At 69.1% G+C, this 21038-nt stretch carries 21 protein-coding genes and 1 riboswitch; of the genes, 7 read left to right on the forward strand and 14 right to left on the reverse strand.

Annotated elements, in window-relative coordinates; all coding sequences use genetic code 11:
* Nucleotides 1-11: 11 nt before the first annotated feature.
* Nucleotides 12-251, reverse strand: a complete 240-nt coding sequence (locus ACZ4IF_RS00895; protein WP_028803251.1) for a hypothetical protein — start codon at nucleotides 249-251, stop codon at nucleotides 12-14.
* A gap of 153 nt (nucleotides 252-404) precedes the next feature.
* Between ACZ4IF_RS00895 and ACZ4IF_RS00900 the strand changes: the two genes are divergently transcribed.
* Complete coding sequence (locus ACZ4IF_RS00900) at nucleotides 405-1181, forward strand: rhomboid family intramembrane serine protease (RefSeq protein WP_467558357.1); 777 nt, start codon at nucleotides 405-407, stop codon at nucleotides 1179-1181.
* 42 nt (nucleotides 1182-1223) lie between these two features.
* On the forward strand, nucleotides 1224-1505 hold the full coding sequence (locus tag ACZ4IF_RS00905; protein WP_028803252.1) for an Lrp/AsnC family transcriptional regulator: 282 nt from the start codon (nucleotides 1224-1226) through the stop codon (nucleotides 1503-1505).
* 61 nt (nucleotides 1506-1566) lie between these two features.
* On the opposite strand, the gene ACZ4IF_RS00910 is transcribed toward ACZ4IF_RS00905, so the two are convergent.
* The 6 genes from ACZ4IF_RS00910 to ctaE all read right to left on the reverse strand — a co-directional run bounded on the left by ACZ4IF_RS00910 (nucleotide 1567) and on the right by ctaE (nucleotide 8761).
* Entirely contained in the window at nucleotides 1567-2967 is a 1401-nt protein-coding gene (locus tag ACZ4IF_RS00910) for an aminotransferase class V-fold PLP-dependent enzyme (RefSeq protein ID WP_467558360.1), read from the reverse strand.
* A gap of 172 nt (nucleotides 2968-3139) precedes the next feature.
* Nucleotides 3140-3256, reverse strand: a riboswitch (SAM riboswitch).
* 94 nt (nucleotides 3257-3350) lie between these two features.
* A complete protein-coding gene (gene trpD, locus ACZ4IF_RS00915; RefSeq protein WP_467558362.1) occupies nucleotides 3351-4415 on the reverse strand; it encodes an anthranilate phosphoribosyltransferase in 1065 nt (354 codons plus the stop codon).
* 153 nt (nucleotides 4416-4568) lie between these two features.
* Entirely contained in the window at nucleotides 4569-6206 is a 1638-nt protein-coding gene (gene qcrB, locus ACZ4IF_RS00920; protein ID WP_345643493.1) for a cytochrome bc1 complex cytochrome b subunit, read from the reverse strand.
* A complete protein-coding gene (gene qcrA / locus ACZ4IF_RS00925; protein ID WP_467558365.1) occupies nucleotides 6203-7270 on the reverse strand; it encodes a cytochrome bc1 complex Rieske iron-sulfur subunit in 1068 nt (355 codons plus the stop codon). The genes qcrB and qcrA overlap by 4 nt, the downstream gene beginning before the upstream one ends.
* The gene (gene qcrC / locus ACZ4IF_RS00930; protein ID WP_467558367.1) at nucleotides 7267-8076 is read right to left on the reverse strand and encodes a cytochrome bc1 complex diheme cytochrome c subunit; all 810 of its coding nucleotides are present in this window, start codon (nucleotides 8074-8076) and stop codon (nucleotides 7267-7269) included. Before qcrC ends, qcrA begins: the two co-directional genes overlap by 4 nt.
* Nucleotides 8077-8140: 64 nt before the next feature.
* Nucleotides 8141-8761 carry an aa3-type cytochrome oxidase subunit III gene (gene ctaE / locus ACZ4IF_RS00935; protein ID WP_028803258.1) on the reverse strand — a complete coding sequence of 207 codons (621 nt, stop codon included), beginning with the start codon at nucleotides 8759-8761 and terminating at the stop codon, nucleotides 8141-8143.
* A gap of 202 nt (nucleotides 8762-8963) precedes the next feature.
* Here ctaE and ACZ4IF_RS00940 point away from each other — a divergent pair, with 202 nt between their 5' ends.
* The gene (locus tag ACZ4IF_RS00940) at nucleotides 8964-9365 is read left to right on the forward strand and encodes a response regulator (RefSeq protein WP_095933790.1); all 402 of its coding nucleotides are present in this window, start codon (nucleotides 8964-8966) and stop codon (nucleotides 9363-9365) included.
* A 29-nt stretch (nucleotides 9366-9394) separates the two neighbouring features.
* On the opposite strand, the gene ACZ4IF_RS00945 is transcribed toward ACZ4IF_RS00940, so the two are convergent.
* The 4 genes from ACZ4IF_RS00945 to ctaC all read right to left on the reverse strand — a co-directional run bounded on the left by ACZ4IF_RS00945 (nucleotide 9395) and on the right by ctaC (nucleotide 13885).
* Nucleotides 9395-10663, reverse strand: a complete 1269-nt coding sequence (locus tag ACZ4IF_RS00945; protein WP_467558369.1) for a L,D-transpeptidase — start codon at nucleotides 10661-10663, stop codon at nucleotides 9395-9397.
* Nucleotides 10664-10791: 128 nt separating this feature from the next.
* Complete coding sequence (locus tag ACZ4IF_RS00950; protein ID WP_095933792.1) at nucleotides 10792-11190, reverse strand: cytochrome c oxidase subunit 4; 399 nt, start codon at nucleotides 11188-11190, stop codon at nucleotides 10792-10794.
* Complete coding sequence (ctaD, locus tag ACZ4IF_RS00955) at nucleotides 11187-12923, reverse strand: aa3-type cytochrome oxidase subunit I (RefSeq protein ID WP_345643474.1); 1737 nt, start codon at nucleotides 12921-12923, stop codon at nucleotides 11187-11189. The genes ACZ4IF_RS00950 and ctaD overlap by 4 nt, the downstream gene beginning before the upstream one ends.
* Nucleotides 12920-13885, reverse strand: coding sequence for an aa3-type cytochrome oxidase subunit II (ctaC, locus tag ACZ4IF_RS00960; RefSeq protein ID WP_028805212.1), 966 nt, complete (start codon nucleotides 13883-13885; stop codon nucleotides 12920-12922). Before ctaC ends, ctaD begins: the two co-directional genes overlap by 4 nt.
* A 325-nt stretch (nucleotides 13886-14210) precedes the next feature.
* Between ctaC and ACZ4IF_RS00965 the strand changes: the two genes are divergently transcribed.
* Nucleotides 14211-15587, forward strand: a complete 1377-nt coding sequence (locus ACZ4IF_RS00965) for an aminotransferase class V-fold PLP-dependent enzyme (protein WP_467558372.1) — start codon at nucleotides 14211-14213, stop codon at nucleotides 15585-15587.
* On the opposite strand, the gene ACZ4IF_RS00970 is transcribed toward ACZ4IF_RS00965, so the two are convergent.
* Nucleotides 15588-16562 carry a carbohydrate kinase family protein gene (locus tag ACZ4IF_RS00970; RefSeq protein WP_467558374.1) on the reverse strand — a complete coding sequence of 325 codons (975 nt, stop codon included), beginning with the start codon at nucleotides 16560-16562 and terminating at the stop codon, nucleotides 15588-15590.
* A 184-nt stretch (nucleotides 16563-16746) separates the two neighbouring features.
* Here ACZ4IF_RS00970 and ACZ4IF_RS00975 point away from each other — a divergent pair, with 184 nt between their 5' ends.
* The gene (locus ACZ4IF_RS00975) at nucleotides 16747-16968 is read left to right on the forward strand and encodes a hypothetical protein (protein WP_467558376.1); all 222 of its coding nucleotides are present in this window, start codon (nucleotides 16747-16749) and stop codon (nucleotides 16966-16968) included.
* Nucleotides 16969-17153: 185 nt separating this feature from the next.
* A complete protein-coding gene (locus tag ACZ4IF_RS00980; protein WP_467558378.1) occupies nucleotides 17154-18758 on the forward strand; it encodes a hypothetical protein in 1605 nt (534 codons plus the stop codon).
* A 196-nt stretch (nucleotides 18759-18954) separates the two neighbouring features.
* On the opposite strand, the gene ACZ4IF_RS00985 is transcribed toward ACZ4IF_RS00980, so the two are convergent.
* Nucleotides 18955-19311, reverse strand: a complete 357-nt coding sequence (locus ACZ4IF_RS00985; protein WP_028805207.1) for an iron-sulfur cluster assembly accessory protein — start codon at nucleotides 19309-19311, stop codon at nucleotides 18955-18957.
* A gap of 338 nt (nucleotides 19312-19649) precedes the next feature.
* Between ACZ4IF_RS00985 and nadA the strand changes: the two genes are divergently transcribed.
* A complete protein-coding gene (gene nadA / locus ACZ4IF_RS00990) occupies nucleotides 19650-20834 on the forward strand; it encodes a quinolinate synthase NadA (RefSeq protein WP_467558381.1) in 1185 nt (394 codons plus the stop codon).
* Nucleotides 20835-20898: 64 nt separating this feature from the next.
* Here the strand turns inward: nadA and ACZ4IF_RS00995 are convergent, their stop codons facing one another.
* Nucleotides 20899-21024: a hypothetical protein gene (locus ACZ4IF_RS00995; RefSeq protein ID WP_467558383.1), complete on the reverse strand. Its 126-nt coding sequence runs from the start codon at nucleotides 21022-21024 to the stop codon at nucleotides 20899-20901.
* Nucleotides 21025-21038: the final 14 nt, after the last annotated feature.

Below are 21038 nucleotides of genomic sequence, written 5' to 3' on the forward strand. Positions count from 1 at the left end.
GGCCCGCTCCCTCAGGAGCCGGCGCCCGGCCTGTCCACCAGTTCCACCTGGTCCACCGCGTTGCACCAGCGGCACCGGACCGACTCGATGGTCTCACTGACCACCTCGCGCTCCTCGACCTTCGGCTCACCGGCCAGGTCGAGGTGCACATACTCGACGACCTTCGACGAGCGGGTCACGTCGAAACGCGTGAGGTTGCCGCACAGAGTGCAGCGCCAGCGCGTCTTGGTGTCCGGCAGGGGAACCGTCATGAGGCAGTCCGCTTCCTTCTAGTGTCCGTCCAGCGCCAGTCTCCTGGTGCATGTGGCTCGTAACCCTACGGCCTGGCGGCTCCCCGACGCTCCGCCGTCCACCGCGGCGAGGCGGTCTGTGTTCATCCGTCCCGTTACGCCATGCTCTGCACCATGATCAGCAAATGGAGTACGACGGTCGGCAGAGCGGTACGGGGTCAGTCGGCGCCGGTGACGTACGGGCTGATCGCCCTGTGCTGTCTGATCTTCGTGATCGGTCCGGCGTCCGGCCTCAACCCGGTCTACGGCACCGGGGACACGCTGGCCACCGCGCAGCGTGCCTACTTCCGGCGCTGGGGCGTGGTCCCCGGCGATCTGTTCGACGGAGCCGCGCGCGAGGCACTGACCCCCGCCACGGCCCTTTTCATCCACGGCAGTTGGCTCCATCTCCTGGGCAACATGCTCTTCTTCTTCGTCTTCGGGCTGATGGCCGAGGAACGCATGGGGCATCTGCAGTTCGCCCTCTTCTACGTGGGCTGCGGTTACCTCGCGCTCCTCGGCTACGCCGCGGCCAACGCGGAGTCGCAGCAGTCCCTGGTCGGCGCCTCCGGGGCGATCTCCGCGGTGCTCGGCGCGTTCCTGTACCTGTTCCCCACGGCCCGGGTGACCAGTCTCCTGCCGTTCCTCTTCTTCCTGCCGCTGCGTTTTCCGGCCTGGGTGGTGCTGCCCTTCTGGGTGATCCTCCAGTGGCTGGCGGCGGGCCAGGACGACGGCGGCCCCGGGGTCGCCTATCTGGCCCATCTGGTGGGCTTCACACTCGGCTTCGGCTACGCGTGGCTGCGGTTCGGCCGGACGGCCGCCGGGTCCGCCGAGGGGACACCGCCCCCGGCGACGGCCCGGCCGCACGGCGGACCCCCGGCGCGGCGACCGGGCAGATTGGACCGCGAGTAGGGTGAGAGCCTCAGCAGCGGCCCCCGAGGGAGAGAACCAGCCGTGATCACCGCGATCGTCCTCATCAAGACCAGCGTGGACCGGATCCCCGAGATCGCCGAGTCGATCGCCGCGCTGGATTCCGTCAGCGAGGTCTTCTCCGTCACGGGTACGTACGACCTGATCGCGATGGTCCGGGTGCAGGCCCACGACGACCTGGCGGACGTCATCCCCGGCAAGATCAGCAAGATTCCGGGCGTCGAGGCCACGGACACGCACGTAGCGTTCCGCACCTACTCCCAGCACGACCTGGAGGCGGCGTTCGCGATCGGGCTCGACTCCTGATCGTGTGACCGCAGCACGAAGGGCCGCCCGGTCGCCGGGCGGCCCTTGACGAGAACCCCGCTCAGACCGCGGGCACGCAGCGGCCGTCCTCCGTGCGGTACCGCCACTTCGCGCCGTCCCGCACGAGTTCCTTCACCGCGGTGACGAAGCGCTCGACGTGCTCGTCGGGGGTACCCGCGCCGAAGCTGACGCGGATCGCGTTGAGGGACTTCTCGCCGGGCGCGGCCTCCGGGGCCCCGCACTCCCCCTGGGTCTGCGGGTCGCTGCCGAGCAGGGTCCTGACCAGCGGATGGGCGCAGAAGAGGCCGTCGCGGACACCGATGCCGTACTCGGCGGAGAGCGCCGCGGCGAAGTGCGAGCTGTTCCAGCCCTCGACGACGAAGGAGATCACACCGACGCGCGCGGCGTCGTCGCCGAAGAGCGACAGCACCCGCACCTCGGGCACGTCGGCGAGACCGGCGCGGACCGTGTCGATCAGGTGCCGCTCGCGGGCGACCAGCGTGTCGAAGCCGGCCTCGGTCAGTGCCCTGCACGCGGACGCGATCGCGTAGGCGCCGATGACGTTCGGCGAACCGGCCTCGTGCCGCGCGGCGGTGTCGTGCCACTCCACGTCCACACCGCCGTCCTCGCGCCGTGACACCTTGCGGCTCGCGCCGCCGCCCGCCAGGTACGGGTCGGCCTCCCGCAGCCAGTCGGCGCGGCCCGCGAGGACGCCGGCGCCGAAGGGTGCGTACAGCTTGTGCCCGGAGAAGGCGACCCAGTCGACGTCGAGGTCCCGCACCGACACCGGGTGGTGCGGGGCCAGCTGCGCGGCGTCCAGCACGATGCGCGCGCCGTGGGCGTGCGCGACGGCGGACAGTTCGCGCACCGGCCAGAGTTCGCCGGTGACGTTCGAGGCGCCGGTGACGCAGACCAGGGCCGGGCCATAGGGGCCTCCCCTGCTCGAGCGCAGCCGAGAGCTTGGGGAAGGCTCCCGGTCGGCGAGGGCCCGCTCCAGCGTCGCGACCGCCTGCTCGGGGGTGCGCGGGGCGTTCAGGTACGTCACCTGCGCGTCCCGCCAGGGCAGCAGCGAGGCGTGGTGCTCGGTCTCGAAGACGAAGACCTGGCAGTCGGCCGGAAGGGTGGCGGCCAGCAGGTTGAGCGAGTCGGTGGTGGAGCGCGTGAAGACGAGCTGGTCGTCGGAGCGGCAGTCGAGGAATTCGGCGACGGTCCGGCGGGCGTTCTCGAACAGGTCGGTGGACAGCTGCGAGAGGTAGCCGGCCCCGCGGTGCACGCTTCCGTAGTACGGGGCGTACGCGGCGACGTCGTCCCACACCCGCTGGAGGGCCGGGGCGCTGGCGGCGTAGTCGAGCGCGGCGTAGGTGACCTCGCCGCCCGTCACGAGCGGGACGGTGACATCTCGCCCGAGAACGGCCAGAGGGGCACAAACGGACTGGTCGGCGGCAACGGTGGTGACAGACATGGCGAGCTCCTGTGAGAGGCAGGCGGAATCACCGCGCGGCCGGTGCACGGAGGTACGGCTCGACGCGGGAAAAAGGTGAAAGGGGTACGCGGAGGCGGGGCTCGACGCCCTATCGCATTCGCTTGCTCACAGAAGGCTCCCTCGAACGACCAGGACCCCTGGTGACACGAGGGGTCCGCGCTTGCCGTAGACCTCGCTGCCTACGGCCTGGTCTTCACCCGGGGCACCCCGCCACGGACGGAGGGTTGCCGGACAGCCGGCCGGGGCCTGATGGCTGTCGCTCATGACCTGGTACAGCATCTTGCCAGAAGATCTTCGACGTGCAAGGCGCAGTCCAGGATCCGGACTGCGCCCTGTGTCACGTCGGGTACGGACGGCGGCGGTCAGGCGTTGCTGACCCGCACCCACCGGTCGAGGGCCTGCTTCGCGGCCCCCGAGTCGATCGACTCGGCCGCCAGCGCCATGGCGGCACGGATCTGCTCCGTCAGCGGCGCGTCGCCCGGCGAGAGCGCCACCAGCGCCGCCGCCGAGTTCAGCAGGACCGCGTCCCGCACGGGACCGTGCTCGCCGTTCAGCAGCCGTCGTGCGACGTCCGCGTTGTACGAGGCGTCGGCGCCACGCAGGGCCTCCACCGGGACGAGCTCGATCCCGACGTCGCGCGGGTCGAAGCGCTCCTCGGTCACCTTGCCGTCGCGCACGACCCAGACGCGCGACGTCGACGTCGTGGTCAGCTCGTCGAGCCCGTCGTCACCGCGGAAGACCAGCGAGGAGTTGCCCCGCTCGGCGAAGACACCGGCCACGATGGGCGCCATGCGCGGGTCCGCCACACCGACGGCCTGGGCCTTCACCCGTGCCGGGTTGGTCAGCGGGCCGAGGATGTTGAACGTCGTCCGGATCCCCAGCTGGCCGCGCGCGGCGGCCACGTGACGCAGCGCCGGATGGAACTTCACGGCGAAGCACAGGGTGATCCCGGCCTCCTCGGCCACCTCGGCGACCCGCTTCGGTGTCAGTTCCAGATTGACGCCGAGCTTCTCCAGGACGTCCGAGGCGCCCGAGGCCGACGACGCGGCCCGGTTGCCGTGCTTGACGACCTTGGCGCCGGTCCCGGCGACCACGATCGCGGACATCGTGGAGATGTTCACCGTCTTCGCGCCGTCGCCGCCCGTCCCGACGATGTCCACCGCCGGGCCCGGCACCTCGATCACGTTGGCGTGCTCGTACATCGTCCGGACGAGTCCGGAGATCTCCTCGACCGTCTCGCCCTTGGCGCGCAGCGCCACCGCGAAGCCGGCGATCTGCGCGTCCGTCGCCTCGCCGCGCATGATGCGGTCCATCGCCCACGCCGTGTCGTCGGCGCTCTGGTCACGGCCGTCGAGCAGGCCGTTCAGTACCTCGGGCCAGGAACGGCCCGCCGCGATGTCGCCTCCAGCGGGGGTCACAGCACTCATATGCCGCTCCTGGGTTCGTAGACACGTACAAAAGGCGGGTACGCACGCACGTACCGGCAGGCTCCACCCTATCCAGCCCGGAGGACGGCAAAGAGCCCCGTCCATGCAATGGACGGGGCTCCAGCCGTGGCGATCAGCAGGATCGGCAGGTGATCAGTGGTGGCCGTGGCCGCTCGTGATCTCCTTGTACTCCTCGACCGTGGGCTTGGGGATCTGGTTGTCCTCCCCGTAGTAGCCCTTGCTCAGCTTGGCGCGCAGCCGCTCCGGGCCGCTGACCTTGCGCTCGACACCGTTCTCGTCGACCGTCGGGCCGATCTCGGCCGGCTTGTACTGCTCGTGCGCGGTGAGCGTGTGCAGCGCGTCCTGGCTGAGCGGCTCGTGGACCTCGATGAACTCACCGTGCGGCAGGCGCTTGATGATGCCCGACTCGCGGCCGTGCAGCACCTTGTCCCGGTCGCGGCGCTGGAGGCCGAGGCAGATCCGCTTGGTGGCGAGGAAGACCAGCACCGGCACGACGAAGAACGCGATCCGGACGAACCAGGTGATCGAGTTGATCGACAGGTGGAAGTGCGTGGCCCAGAGGTCGTTGCCACCACCGACGAGCAGGACGAAGTACCAGCTGATCCAGGCGGCACCGAACGCGGTCCGGGTCGGGACGTTGCGCGGGCGGTCCAGGATGTGGTGCTCGCGCTTGTCGCCGGTGACCCAGGACTCGATGAACGGGTAGACCGCGATCGCGACCAGGACCAGCGGGAAGATGATCAGCGGGATGAACACGCCCAGGACGAGCGTGTGACCCCAGAAGTTGATCTCCCAGCCGGGCATGACACGGATCAGACCCTCGGAGAAGCCCATGTACCAGTCGGGCTGGGCGCCCGTGGACACCTGGTCCGGACGGTACGGGCCCAGGGACCAGATCGGGTTGATCGAGGCGATCGCCGCGATGGCCGCGATGACACCGAAGACCAGGAAGAAGAAGCCTCCGGCCTTGGCCATGTAGACCGGCAGCAGCGGCATGCCGACGACGTTGTTGTTCGTCTTGCCGGGGCCCGCGAACTGCGTGTGCTTGTGGTAGAAGACCAGGATCAGGTGGCCGACGACCAGGCCGAGCATGATGCCCGGCAGCAGCAGCACGTGCACCGAGTAGAAGCGGGCCACGAAGTCGCCGCCCGGGAACTCGCCGCCGAAGAGGAAGAACGACAGGTACGTGCCGACGATCGGCACGGACAGGATCGCGCCCTCCATGAAGCGGACACCGGTGCCGGAGAGCAGGTCGTCCGGGAGCGAGTAGCCGGTGAAGCCGGTGAACATGCCCAGGACGAACAGCAGGAATCCGAAGACCCAGTTGACCTCACGGGGCTTGCGGAACGCACCCGTGAAGAACACGCGCATCATGTGCACGAACATGCCGGCGAGGAAGATCAGCGCCGCCCAGTGGTGGATCTGCCGGATCAGCAGACCACCGCGCACATCGAAGGAGATGTGCATGGTCGAGTTGAACGCCTCGGACATCAGCTGGCCCTGCAGCGGGACGTAGCTGCCGTGGTACTCCACCTCGTTCATCGACGGGTGGAAGAACAGCGTCAGGTACACACCCGTGAGGATGATGATGATGAAGCTGTAGAGGCAGACCTCACCCAACATGAACGACCAGTGGTCGGGGAAGATCTTGCGCATGTTGGCCTTGGCCAGGGAGTAGATCCCCAGGCGGCCGTCGGCCCAGTCGGCTACCCGCTCACCCGCGGGCGCCTTCTCGCGCGAGCGCGAGTCGGAGGTCGTGGTAGTGCTCATCCGCGCTCCCAGAATGCAGGACCGACGGGCTCTTCGAAGTCGCCGAGCGCCTCGAGGTAGCCCTCGTCGTTCACGCCGATGCGCAGCTGCGGCAGGGCGTGACCGGCCGGGCCGAAGATGACTCGGGCACCGTCGGAGAGGTCGAAGGTGGACTGGTGGCACGGGCAGAGGACGTGGTGCGTCTGCTGCTCGTACAGGGAGATCGGGCAACCCACGTGGGTGCAGATCTTCGAGTAGGCCACGATGCCCTCGTGGGACCACTCGAGTTCCTGCTTGTCCTTGATGTTCTCCGGCTGGAGCCGGACGATCATCAGGGCCGCCTTGGCGATCTCCTTCTGGAAGTCCTCGTCGTGCTCCTCCAGGCCCTCGGGCTTGGCGAAGGTGAGCGAACCGACGGCGACGTCCGAGGGACGCAGCGGCTCGTTCGTGTTCATGTTGACGAGCAGCTTGCCCTTGGACCACAGCGTGTGGCGGAGCTTGGTGCCGGGCAGCGGACCGAGGTCCCGCAGCAGCACCACGCCGGAGAGCGGGAACAGGGCCAGCGCGCCGAACATCGTGTTGCGGATCAGCTTGCGACGGCCGAGCGCGGACTCCTTGGCACCCTGCTTGAAGTCGGCCAGGACCTTGGCCTTGACCTCGGGCTCCGCCGCGATCGGGTGACGCTCGTCGATGATCTCGACGTCGGACATCAGGGTGCGGGCCCAGTGGACCGCACCCGCGCCGATCGAGAACAGCGCCACTCCGAGGGTCAGACCGAGCGCGAAGTTCATCGCGCTGATGTGCCCGATCGGGAAGACGTAGATCGACTTGTCGCTCGGGATCGTCACGTACGACGCGATGAACCCGGCGGTCGCCAGCATCGACAGCGTGAACAGCATGGCGACCGTACGCTCGGACCGCTTGGCGGCCCGCTCGTCGATGTCCTGGATGCGGTGCTCGTGGGGCGGCAGGCCGGGGTCCGCGAACGGGTTCGTCTCGTCCGCGACGGCTACCGTGCCGGGAGCGTGCTCGTCGGCGTCCTGCGCAGCGGGCAGGTTCTCTTCTGGAATGTCTTGGCTACTCATGACTTCTTGGCCTTTGCGGTCCGAGCGGCGACCCAGACGGCGACGGCGATCAGCGCGCCGAGACCGAACACCCAGCCGAACAGGCCCTCACTGACCGGCCCGAGGCCACCCAGTTCGAGGCCGCCGGGGCTCTCGGTGTCGTCACCGTTGACCGCGTCGAGGTACGCGATGATGTCCTGCTTGTTCTTCGTCGACAGCGTCGTGTCGGGGAAGGACGGCATGTTCTGCGGGCCGGTCTGCATGGCCTCGTAGATGTGCTTCGGGTCGACACCTTCCAGGCTGGGCGCGTACTTGCCGTGGGTCAGCGCGCCGCCCTTGCCGGTGAAGTTGTGGCACTGGGCGCAGTTGGTGCGGAAGAGCTCGCCACCCGCGGCGATGTCCGCCCCCTCGGGGCTGACCTGGTTCTTGGTCGGGATCGCGGGACCGGCGCCGAGCGAAGCGATGTACGCCGCCAGCTGGTCGATCTCGGCCTGCGAGTAGATGACCTTCTTCTTCGGGATCTGCGCGCCCGGCTGCTGGGCCGGCATACGGCCGGTGCCGACCTGGAAGTCGACCGCCGCGGCGCCGACGCCCACGAGGCTCGGCCCGTCGGTGGTGCCCTGACCGCCGGTGCCGTGGCAGCTTGCGCAGCCCACGGCGTAGAGCTTCTTGCCCTCGTCGATGGCGAGGGACTGGGCGGTTTCATCGGCCTGCGCCTTGCCCGCGGGTGCGAACGCGGCGTACAGCCCCCCGGTGGCCGCCAGCGCGAGGAGTAGGACGACGACCGCCGCCAGCGGATGGCGTCGTCGTGCGGAGAGCTTTTTCACGGATTACCCCGGTGTCAGGATCTTCTGCGTCGATGCTTCTGGATGTGTCGGGCGGTGGGCCCGGCTACTTGATCATGTAGATCGTGGCGAAGAGGCCGATCCAGACGACATCGACGAAGTGCCAGTAGTAGGACACGACGATGGCGGCGGTCGCCTGCTCATGGGTGAACCTCCGGGCCGCGTAGGTGCGGCCGAGGACCAGCAGGAAGGCGATCAGGCCGCCCGTCACGTGCAGTCCGTGGAAGCCGGTGGTCAGGTAGAACACCGAGCCGTACGGGTCGGAGGAGAGCGAGAGCCCGTCCTTCTTGACCAGCTCGGTGTACTCGAAGACCTGACCGCCGATGAAGATCGCACCCATGATGAAGGTGACGACGAACCACATCCGGAGCTTCTTCACGTCCCCGCGCTCGGCGGCGAATACGCCGAGCTGGCAGGTCAGGGAGGAGAGCACCAGGATCGTGGTGTTCGTCGCGGAGAACGGGAAGTTCAGGCTGGACGCCATTTCCTTCCAGTGCTCCGGCCCGGTCACCGATCGCAGGGTGAAGTACATCGCGAAGAGGGCCGCGAAGAACATCAGCTCGGAACTCAGCCAGATGATGGTTCCGACGCTGGTGAGGTTCGGCCGATTGACCGACGGGTGCGCGTGCCCGGTTTCTACTGTCGTTGCTGTCGCCACGACCGACATTATGTCGGTCGCTTATCCCGCCCTCACCCCGGGGGGTGCCGTTCGGAGTGTTGATGGGGTGTGTCCAGCCCATATGGCCCATCGAAGGCCTGTCCGAACCGGTGTTGACGAGGTGTTCAAGGGAGTAGCATCCGCGCATCGGGGCCTGACCGATCAGCCCGATCGCTTCATGTCCGTACGACGCCGACGTCTCGGAGGAAGAATGCAGCCGACCGCCACGGTGCTGGTCTACAGCGACGACTCCAACACCCGCGAACAGGTGCGGCTCGCAACCGGGCGCAGGCCCGCTCCCGACGTACCCGCCGTCGAGTTCGTGGAGTGCGCGACGCCGGCCGCCGTCGTCCGCGAGCTCGACAAGGGCGGCATCGACGTCTGCGTGCTGGACGGCGAGGCCGTGCCGATGGGCGGCATGGGTCTGTGCCGGCAGATCAAGGACGAGGTCTTCAACTGCCCGCCCGTGCTCGTCCTGATCGGCCGGCCCCAGGACGCCTGGCTGGCCACGTGGAGCCGCGCGGAGGCGGCCGTGACCCATCCGGTGGACCCGGTGGAGTTCGCGGCCTCGCTGGCCTCCCTGCTGCGCCGTAAGGCTCTTCTGGGCGCCTGAGAGGCGGGCTCCCGCCCGGCGCCCGGACGTCACACGGACTCTGGGCGCAGGCGGGCCTTCTGCGCCGCAGAGGGGGCATCGGGGGTGCCGCCCACGACGGCGCTTCCCTCGCGCCACTTCTTCCAGGGCATGTTCCAGTCGCCGAAGCCGTTGCCGAACGGGTCCATCGTCGCGCCGTTGGAGTTCTTGACCTGCACGATGTCGCCCTCGCGGACATTGTCGAAGAACCACTCGGCGTTGCTGGTGCTCATGCCGGTGCAGCCGTGGCTGACGTTGGCGTATCCCTGGTCGCCCACGGACCAGGGCGCGGCGTGCACGTACTCGCCGCTCCAGGTGACCCGGGTGGCGTAGTAGACGGGCAGGTCGTACGAGTCGGCGCTGTCCTCGGCGATGCCGACGGTGGTGCCGCGCATCCGTACGAAGTACTGCTTCTCCAGCACCACCTTGACACCGTTGCGGGTCTCGAAGCCGGGCTTGCCGGTGGTGACCGGGATCTGGTTGATCTGCTGGCCGTTGCGGTAGACCGTCATGGAGTGCGCCGCGGCGTCCGTGATGGCGACCAGCTTGTCGCCGGTGGTGAGTTTCAGCGCCTTGGCGTTGCCGCCCCACAGACGGTCGCCGATCCGGATGCCGGCCAGGTTGCTGTGCGCCTGGATCGTGGCGTGGACGGGCCAGAACTCCTTGGGCCGGTAGTGCAGCGTCTTGTCGTCCACCCAGTGCCAGGCGCCCTCCACGGCGGGGATCGAGTCGACCTGGAGGGCCCGCTCGACGACCGTGCGGGCCGCCTTGTCCTTGACGGGGACGCTGAGTTCGGCCGTGACGGGCTGCCCCACCCCGTACGTGCCCTCCTTCGGGCCGAACTTCACGTCCACGTGCTGCTTCGTGGTGGGCGTGGTGGTGTCGAACTCGAAGGTCTTGCGACCCTGGGCGCCGTCCTCGTCCTCGGTGCTCACCCGCACCGTGTAGTGGGCGCCTGCGGCCAGCGGGGAGGTGCTGTGCCAACGGCTGCCGTCGGCGGCGAGTTCGCCCACGACGTAGCGTCCTGACGCGTCCGTGGCCGTGACGTCGGTGATCTGCTCGTCGTCGTCCTCGGCGGTGATTTCCAGAGGCTTGTCCGGGTCGACCTTCGCGGCCTTCTTGCCGTCGCCGGATACACCGTTGAAGGAGATCAGTCCCGCCGCGTCGTACGGCTTCGCCGAGAGCGGGTGGCCGTCGGAGCAGGCGGTGACGCCGGCGCCGAGGGCGACCACCAGGGCGGTGCAGCCGATGACCGTGCGGATGCGCGGAGAGTGGTTCATGGGCCCACGCTATGAACGACCGTCAACTGCTGCGCGGCGGGTGACCCGTGCGGGGGACGGCTACCGGCAAACGAGGGAGCCCGGACCCTCCTTGCGGAGGGTCCGGGCTCCCGGGTGATCGGCGCGCCCTACTGGGTGCGGTTCTCACCGTGGTAGTACTCGAAGACCCAGCCCCACAGGCCGATCATGATGATCGGGGCCGAGAAGTACAGCAGCCACCAGCCGAAGACGACGCCCATGAAGGCGAGCGCGCCACCGACACCGAGCGCGAGCGGCTGCCAGCTGTGCGGGCTGAAGAAGCCCACCTCGCCGGCCTCGTCCGCGACGTCGGCCTCCTTGTTGTCCTGAGCCATCTGGTCGACCCGCCGGGCCGTGAAGGCCAGGTAGTAGCCGATCATGATGCTCAGGCCGAAGCCCAGGAAGAGCGCCGTGGTACCGGCCGGCTCCTTCGACCACACGCCATAGACGATCGCCATGACGAGGATGAAGAGCGCCAGCCAGATGAACATCTTGCCTTGGACCTTCACTTGCCGGCCTCCTTGCCACCAGACAGAGCCGACGTACCGTGACCGGCGTTCTCGAGCTGGTCGAGAGCGGCGATCTCCGGGTGATGCAGGTCGAAGGCCGGGGATTCGGAGCGGATCCGCGGCAGGGTGAGGAAGTTGTGCCGCGGCGGCGGGCAGGACGTCGCCCACTCCAGAGAGCGGCCGTAGCCCCACGGGTCGTCGACGCCGACCGGCTTGCCGTACTTGGCCGTCTTCCACACGTTGTAGAGGAACGGCAGGATCGACAGGCCGAGCAGGAACGAGCTGATCGTCGAGATCGTGTTCAGCGCGGTGAAGCCGTCGGCCGCGAGGTAGTCCGCGTAACGACGCGGCATGCCCTCGGCACCCAGCCAGTGCTGCACCAGGAACGTGCCGTGGAAGCCGACGAACAGCGTCCAGAAGGTGATCTTGCCGAGGCGCTCGTCGAGCATCTTGCCGGTCATCTTCGGCCACCAGAAGTGGAAGCCGGAGAACATCGCGAACACCACGGTGCCGAAGACGACGTAGTGGAAGTGCGCCACCACGAAGTACGAGTCGGAGACGTGGAAGTCCATCGGCGGCGAGGCCAGGATGACGCCGGTCAGACCACCGAAGGTGAAGGTGATGAGGAAGCCGACGGCCCAGAGCATCGGTGTCTCGAAGGACAAGGAGCCCTTCCACATCGTTCCGATCCAGTTGAAGAACTTCACACCCGTCGGAACGGCGATGAGGAACGTCATGAAGGAGAAGAACGGGAGCAGTACACCGCCGGTGACGTACATGTGGTGGGCCCACACCGTCACGGACAGACCGGCGATCGCGATGGTCGCGCCGATCAGGCCCATGTAACCGAACATCGGCTTGCGCGAGAAGACCGGGATGACCTCGGAGATGATCCCGAAGAACGGCAGCGCGATGATGTACACCTCTGGATGGCCGAAGAACCAGAAGAGGTGTTGCCAGAGCAAGGCTCCGCCGTTTGCCGCGTCGAAGACATGCGCACCGAATTTACGGTCCGCCTCCAGCGCGAACAGGGCCGCCGCGAGGACGGGGAAGGCCAGCAGCACCAGCACCGCGGTGAGCAGCACGTTCCACACGAAGATCGGCATGCGGAACATCGTCATGCCCGGAGCGCGCATGCAGATGATGGTGGTGATGAAGTTGACCGCGCCGAGGATGGTGCCGAAGCCGGAGAAGGCCAGACCCATGATCCACATGTCGGCGCCGATGCCCGGCGAGCGGACCGCGTCCGACAGCGGGGAGTAGGCGAACCAGCCGAAGTCGGCCGCGCCCTGCGGGGTGAGGAAACCGCCCACCGCGATCGTCGAGCCGAAGAGGTACAGCCAGTACGCGAACATGTTCAGCCGCGGGAACGCCACGTCGGGCGCGCCGATCTGCAACGGCATGATCCAGTTCGTGAAACCGGCGAACAGCGGCGTCGCGAACATCAGCAGCATGATCGTGCCGTGCATCGTGAACGCCTGGTTGAACTGCTCGTTCGACATGATCTGCAGACCGGGCCGGGCGAGCTCGGCGCGCATGAGCAGCGCCATGACACCGCCGATGCAGAAGAACGCGAACGACGTCACCAGATACAGCGTGCCGATCGTCTTGTGGTCGGTGGTGGTGAGCCACTTGACCACGACGTTGCCGGGCTGCTTGCGCCGGACCGGTACCTCGTTCTCGTACGAGTCCTCGGTCTCGGCGGCACCCTGAGGTTCGTTGAGGATGCTCACAGGTTGTTCGTCTCCCGGTTCTTCTCGTGGCCCGTCTGCTCAATGCCGGCCGGGACGTAACCGGTCTGACCCTTCGCCGCGAGCTCCTTGAGGTGGGCCTCGTAGCGCTCGGGGGAGACGACCTTCACGTTGAAGAGCATCCGGGAGTGGTCGACGCCGCAGAGTTCGGCGCACTTGCCCAGGAAGGTGCCCTCCTTGTTGGGGGTCACCTGGAAGGCATTGGTGTGGCCCGGAATGACGTCCTGCTTCATCAGGAACGGCACCACCCAGAAGGAGTGGATGACGTCACGCGAGGTGAGGACGAAGCGGACCGTCTTGCCCTTGGGGAGCCAGAGGGTCGGGCCGGGGTTGTTCGTCTGGGGGTTCCGCGTGCCGGGCGTGCCGACGTCGTAGACACCGCCGGCGTTCGCCGGGAAGTCCTTCTTGAACCGGTCCGGAATCGCGTTCAGGTTCGCGTCGGTCTTCGCGTCACCGGTCGAGCCGGGGACGTCCGCGACGTAGTTGAAGCCCCAGCTCCACTGGAAGCCGACCACGTTGACCGTGACGTCGGGCTTCGGCTTGAGGCTGAGGAGCTTCGTCTCGTCGCGGGCGGTGAAGTAGAACAACACCGAGACGATGATGAGCGGGACCACGGTGTACAGCGCCTCGATGGGCATGTTGTACCGGGTCTGGGGAGGAACTTCGACCTTGGTGCGGCTGCGCCGGTGGAAGAAAGCACTCCACAGGATCAGGCCCCACACCAGCACGCCTACGGCGAGCGCCGCCGCCCAGGAACCCTGCCACAGGGAGAGGATCCGGGGAGCCTCTTCCGTGGTCGGGGTGGGCATACCAAGGCGGGGGAAGTCTTCCCAGTTGTACGAGCAACCGGTGGCTGTCGCCAGGACCAGGCCCGCAGTCATTGCCTGCAGCAGCTTCCGCCGCATCGGGCGCCGCGGCGAGCGGTCGGAGCCGTTGGGACTCACGTAGCGCCTTCCCGAGAGTCTCGCCCGCGCTACTGGCTGCGGCCTTCTCGCTGGTCGGTCGCCGCCCTGCGTCGGGCAGGGGTTTGGATGTTTATGCGGACCAAACCCTACTGGACGCTATTTGGGGTCGCGCGGGGAGGGTCCCTAACGCGCCGGGGGTCACCCCGAAGGGGGTGGGATGACCCTTGGGGTCTGGTTTCTGACGGGAGATCGGGCCGTCCCGGCGGTCCGTTTCGTCCGGTGGGGCCCGACCGCGGGCCGGCGGGCGGCGCCCGCGCCCTTCCCCGCACCCGTGCCGTCCGCGGGGAAGTTCTAACGTTGCGGTGTGTCCTACTTCGATGCCGCGTCCGCCGCTCCCCTCCATCCCGTTGCCCGTCAGGCGCTGTTGGCCTCCCTCGACGAGGGCTGGGCCGATCCGTCCCGGCTCTACCGGGAGGGGCGCAGGGCCCGGATGCTGCTCGACGCGGCGCGCGAGGCGACCGCGGAGGCCGTGGGGTGCAGGCCCGACGAGCTGGTGTTCACGCCGTCCGGGACACGGGCCGTGCACGCGGGCGTCGCGGGGGCGCTGGCCGGTCGGAGGCGGATCGGAAACCACCTGATCGTGTCATCCGTCGAACATTCCTCGGTGCTCCATTCGGCAGACATGTTCGAAGCGGGCGGCGGATCGGTCACCCAGGTGCCGGTGCTGCGGTCAGGTGCGGTGACGGTCGAGTCGTACGAGGAGGCGCTGCGGCCGGACACCGCGCTGGCGTGCCTCCAGTCCGCCAACCACGAGGTGGGGACCGAGCAGCCGGTGGCGGCGGTGGCCGAGGCGTGCCGGGCGGCGGGGGTGCCGCTGCTCGTGGACGCCGCGCAGTCACTGGGGTGGGGGCCCGTCGAGGGCGGCTGGTCGGTGCTGACCGGGAGTGCGCACAAGTGGGGCGGGCCGTCCGGCGTCGGCGTGCTCGTCGTACGCAAGGGAGTGCGGTTCGCGGCCCAAGGGCCCGTGGACGAACGGGAGTCGGGGCGGGCCGCCGGTTTCGAGAACCTCCCCGCGATCGTCGCCGCGGCGGCCTCCCTGCGGGCGGTGCGGGCCGAGGCGGTCCAGGAGGCGGAGCGGCTGCGGGAGCTGACGCAACGGATCCGGGCGCGGGTTCCGCACCTGGTGCCGGACGTGGAGGTGGTCGGCGACCCGGACCGGCGGCTGCCCGGGATCGTCACCTTCTCCTGTCTCTATGTCGACGGGGAGGCGTTGCTGCACGCCCTGGACGGGGAGGGTTTCTCCGTCTCGTCCGGATCGTCGTGCACGAGCAGCACGCTGACGCCGAGCCATGTGCTGCGGGCGATGGGTGTGCTGACCGAGGGGAACGTCCGGGTGTCGCTGCCCGCGGGGACGGCCGAGGACGACGTCGAGCGCTTCCTGTCGGTGCTGCCGCGGACGGTGGCCGGGGTGCGGGAGAAGCTGGGGGCGCCCGCTCCGACGACGGTGGTGCGGGCCGAGGAACTGGTCGTGGACGCCCTCGGCAAGCGCTGCCCGATCCCCGTGATCGAGCTGGCGAAGGTCATCGGGGACGTGCCGGTGGGCGGCACGGTGCGGGTGCTCTCGGACGACGAGGCGGCCCGGCTGGACATCCCGGCGTGGTGCGAGATGCGGGAACAGGAGTACGTCGGGGAGGAGCCGGCGGACCGGGGCTCGGCCTATGTGGTCCGCCGGCTGTCCTGACTAGGCGAGGTGCGCCTGGACCTCGGCGGCGGCCTCGTGGCCGTAGGCCTTGGTGAAGCGGTCCATGAAGTGGACGCGGCGCAGCTGGTACTCCTGCGTGCCGACGGTCTCGATGACCAGCGTGGCCAGCATGCAGCCGACCTGGGCGGCGCGCTCCAGCGAGACGCCCCAGGCGAGACCCGAGAGGAAGCCGGCCCGGAAGGCGTCGCCGACGCCCGTCGGGTCGGCCTTGCGGTCCTCCTCGGGGCAGCCGACCTCGATCGTCGCCTCGCCGGCCCGCTCGATGCGCACGCCCTGCGCGCCGAGGGTCGTCACCCGGTGGCCGACCTTGCCGAGGATCTCCTCGTCGGTCCAGCCCGTCTTGGACTCGATGAGCCCCTTCTCGTACTCGTTGGAGAAGAGGTAGGTCGCCCCGTCCAGCAGTATCCGGATCTCCTCGCCGTCCATGCGGGCGATCTGCTGGGAGAAGTCGGCCGCGAAGGGGATCCCGCGCGAGCGGCACTCCTCGGTGTGGCGGAGCATCCCCTCGGGGTCGTCCGCGCCGATCAGGACGAGGTCGAGGCCGCCGACCCGGTCCGCCACGGCCTTGAGCTCGATGAGCCGGGCCTCGCTCATCGCACCCGTGTAGAAGGAGCCGATCTGGTTGTGGTCGGCGTCGGTGGTGCACACGAAGCGCGCGGTGTGCAGAACCTCGGAGATGCGGACCGAGCCGGTGTCGACGCCGTGCCGGTCCAGCCAGGCGCGGTACTCGTCGAAGTCGGAGCCCGCGGCCCCGACCAGGATCGGCCGGGTGCCGAGCTGGCCCATGCCGAAGGCGATGTTCGCGCCGACCCCGCCCCGGCGCACGTCGAGGTTGTCGACGAGGAAGGAGAGGGAGACCGTGTGCAGCTGGTCGGCGACGAGCTGGTCGGCGAACCTGCCGGGGAAAGTCATGAGGTGGTCGGTGGCGATGGAGCCGGTGACTGCGATACGCACGGCTGGGACACGCTCCTGCGAGGGAATGGAAGGAGGGCGCGCGAAGCGCTCTTCGGAAGAGAGTCGTGGGTGACGACTGCGTTGACAGTTCACGCTACCCGGTCGGGGCGCACCCTCTGAAGCGGGCAAAACTACCCGATAGTAGATCTTTCTTCGTGACGGCATCGGTGCATACGGTTCCGGTATGACGAACCTCAAGGTCCACGGCCCCGCCCCGCTCGGCCCGGTGAGTGAACTCGAAGGCGATCTGGCGACGCTGCGCGGCGACTGCGCCCGGATGGTCCGGCACTGGTCCGCCCCCGCCCCCACGGCCGCCAGCCCCGTCTCCCCCGCGCGCATCCACGGGGTCACGGTGCCGCCCGCCTCCGCACGGCTGCTGGACGCGATGTCCGACTACGGCGACTGATCCCTTCCACGCGACCGGGCGCCGCCGAACAGGTGAATTTCGGAGGGCGCCCGCAGGGAACCGCACGCTCCCCCGGCGCGTCCCATCGCTGTCCCCCGTAAAGGGGATGCGGTATACGACCCACCAGAGCCCGTTTTTGGCAGGGCCGGGTCATGGGACAGCAGCAGAGCCGAAGGAGCGATGCGGTGAGCACCGAGCGACCCGACAACGACGCGACCCCTCCCGCCGAGGGGCCTGCCGAGGGTCCCGTCGAGGACACGGAGCCCGGCGGCCCACGCGCCCGGCGATCCCCCGTGGTCATCGCCTCGGTCGCGGCGGCGGTACTGCTCGTCGGGGGCGGCGGCGCGTACTTCGCGGCGACCGCGTCCGGCCGCGGGAGCGGCCAGGGGTCCGGGGCCCCAGGGGGTGACGGCACTCCCCCGCCCCTCGCGCTGGACGGCTACTCGGAGGGAGCCGCGAGCGGCTCGGGGTCCGACGGCGGCACGAACGGCATCGCGCCCGGCGAACCGAACCCGTACGGCGTGACCTACCGCGCGGACGGCGAGCTGCCCGACGGGCCGGACTCGTCGCCCGTGTACTGGGCGAAGGGCGAGGTGACCGGTGCCGAGGTGGCCCGGCTCGCGAAGGCCCTCGGCCTGAAGGGCACGCCGAGGGCGGCCGGGGACGTCTGGAAGGTCGGCGTCACCAAGGACGCCGGCGAGCCCCACCTCCAGGTGAACCGGGCGGCGCCCGGGACCTGGACGTACAGCTCGTTCGTCCCCGGGACCGACAACTGCCCCAAGGGCAAGCGCTGCGTACCGGTCGGCTCCAGCGGCCTGGCCGGGATGCGTCCGGGGGCGGTGAGCGAGGAGGAGGCCAAGAAGGCGGCCGCTCCGGTGCTGAAGGCCGTCGGGCAGGACGACGCGAAGCTGGACGCGACCCAGCTCATGAACGACGACCGGGTGCGCGTGGTGAACGCGGACCCGAAGGTCGGCGGGCTCCCCACGTACGGCTGGGCCACCGGGCTCCAGATCGGTTCCGAGGGCACGGTCGTCAGCGGCAGCGGGCAGCTGAAGGCGCCGGTGAAGGGCGACACCTACCCGGTCCTCGGGGCGCAGAAGACCCTCGACCTGATGAACGGCGGTTCGGCGGCGGCACCGGGCGGCGGGCGCAAGGGCATCGGCGGCTGCGCCAGCCCCGTACCGCTCAAGGACCGCGACGAGAAGCCGTGCGAGCACGCGACGACGCTGCCGGCTACGCAGACGACGACCGTCGAGAAGGCCGTCTTCGGGCTGGCGGCGCGCGTCGCCGACGGACGGCAGGCGCTGGTGCCGTCCTGGCTGTTCGAGGTGCGGACGCAGGGGGCGGGAGACGCCTTCACGGTGACGCACCCGGCGGTCGAGCCGCGGTATCTGGCCTCGCCCGCGCCGTCCGGCGGTTCGACCGGGCAGCCGAGTCCCGCGCCGACGCCGCGGGGCGACGAGCCGACCTCGGCTCCGGCCACCCGTGACGTCGCGGTGGAGGGCTACACCGTCGACGGCAAGGACCTGACGGTCAGCTTCACGGGCGGGGTGTGCGCCGACTACGCGGTGTCGGCGAGCGAGAGCTCCGACAAGGTGACCGTGAAGGTCACCGAGACGCCCTGGAAGGGCAAGGTCTGCATCCTCATCGCCAAGATCTACCAGAAGACGGTGCACCTGGACGCGCCGCTCGGCGATCGCGAGGTCGTGGGGACGGACGGCAAGCGCATTCCGGAGGGGAAGGTCACCGTGCCGGAGGTTTCCGGGGCCGGGTCCGCGGGGCCGCGGTAGCGGTCACGACGGCTTCGGACACACGAAGGCGGCGTCCCTGTCGGAGGGGGACGCCGCCTTCGTACGTGTCCGGACGACCGGATCCGGTGCGGGCCGCGCACGCCGCTGCGTGTCCGGCCCTGCCCGCCGCGGCCTTCGCCGCGCGCCCGGTGGTCCCGGCCGAGGACGGCGGGCTCGCGCCGCCGTCCCGGGAGGCTCAGCTGAAGGAGTCGCCGCAGGCGCAGGAGCCCGTCGCGTTCGGGTTGTCGATCGTGAAGCCCTGCTTCTCGATGGTGTCCACGAAGTCGATGGACGCGCCGCCCAGGTACGGAGCGCTCATGCGGTCGGTGACGACCTTGACGCCGCCGAAGTCCTTCACGACGTCGCCGTCGAGGGAGCGCTCGTCGAAGAAGAGCTGGTAGCGCAGGCCGGAGCAGCCACCGGGCTGAACGGCGACGCGCAGCGCCAGATCGTCGCGGCCTTCCTGGTCGAGCAGGGCCTTGACCTTGGCCGCTGCGGCGTCGGACAGGATGATGCCGTCGCTCACGGTGGTGGTCTCGTCCGATACGGACATCTGCTTCTCTCCCGGGTTGTACGGAGACTGCTTGCCGACGGTTGCAACCGGCGGGGCCGCGGATTCATTCCGGGCCGTGCGCGCGTCTTTTCTGCCTTTCCGTATTCATGCTCGCACATGCCCCTGCGTGCGGACAGCGCCCTGTGGACAACCCCATCGACACCTCCGTGTCACCTGCCGTCGAGGCGACCGGGATTCACGTCACATCGACGCAATGGACATCGTCAACGTGACGTGAAGGGGTTATGATAGATAGCGTCAATTCGACGAAAAGGCTTTGTCCCGCCGGACCCGCACCTACGGGCCCGGCGAGCCGCAGAACAGAAAGGGTGCGTGTCGTGACCACCGCCCAGACCCAGGAGCTCGACGTACAGCCGACGCCCCTCGCCCTGCTGCTGCTCGGCCGTGAGGCCGACCCGAAGAGCGAGCGAGGCGTCGAGTGTCCCGGCGACCTGCCCTCGCCGTCCGACCCCGACCTGGTCGAGCGTGCCCGCGCGGCCAAGGAGAAGCTCGGCGACAAGGTCTTCGTGCTCGGCCACCACTACCAGCGCGACGAGGTCATCCAGTTCGCGGACGTCACGGGCGACTCCTTCAAGCTGGCCCGGGACGCGGCCGCCCGCCCGCAGGCGGAGTACATCGTCTTCTGCGGTGTGCACTTCATGGCCGAGTCCGCCGACATCCTCACCGGCGACGACCAGAAGGTCGTCCTGCCCGACCTCGCGGCCGGCTGCTCGATGGCCGACATGGCCACCGCCGAACAGGTCGCCGAGTGCTGGGACGTGCTCACCGAGGCCGGCGTCGCCGATCAGGTGGTGCCCGTCTCCTACATGAACTCCTCCGCGGACATCAAGGCGTTCACCGGCAAGCACGGCGGCACCATCTGCACGTCGTCGAACGCCCGGCGCGCGCTGGACTGGGCCTTCGAGCAGGGGTCGAAGGTGCTCTTCCTGCCCGACCAGCACCTGGGCCGCAACACCGCCGTCCGCGACATGGGCATGTCCCTCGACGACTGCGTCGTCTACAACCCGCACAAGCCGAACGGCGGGCTCACGGCCGAGCAGCTGCGCGACGCGAAGATGATCCTGTGGCGGGGCCACTGCTCGGTGCACGGCCGCTTCTCGCTGGACTCGGTGAACGACGTGCGCGAGCGCATCCCCGGCGTGAACGTCCTCGTCCACCCCGAATGCAAGCACGAAGTGGTCGCCGCGGCCGACTACGTGGGCTCCACGGAGTACATCATCAAGGCCCTGGAGGCGGCCCCGGCCGGCTCGAAGTGGGCGATCGGCACGGAGCTCAACCTCGTACGGCGACTGGCGAACCGCTTCGCGTCCGAGGACAAGGAGATCGTGTTCCTCGACAAGACGGTCTGCTTCTGCTCGACGATGAACCGCATCGACCTGCCGCACCTGGTCTGGACGCTGGAGTCGCTCGCCGAGGGAAACCTGGTCAACCGCATCGAGGTGGACCGCGAGACGGAGCAGTTCGCCAAGCTCGCGCTGGAGCGGATGCTGGCCCTCCCGTAGGTCCCATGTGCGCGCGAAAGGGGCGCCCCTCCGGTGGAGGAGCGCCCCTTCGGCGTCGTACGGGTCAGACCTGGGCCGGCGCCGGCTCCTCGCAGGCCTGCCGGGGCGGTTCCCCGGCCTTCTTCGCCCGCTGCGCCGCCTTCTTCCGGGCGCGGCGCTCCTTGCCGAAGGAGGGAGCGATGATCGACATCAGCCGTAGGGGTG

Source organism: Streptomyces sp. NPDC025784, from assembly GCF_055558435.1.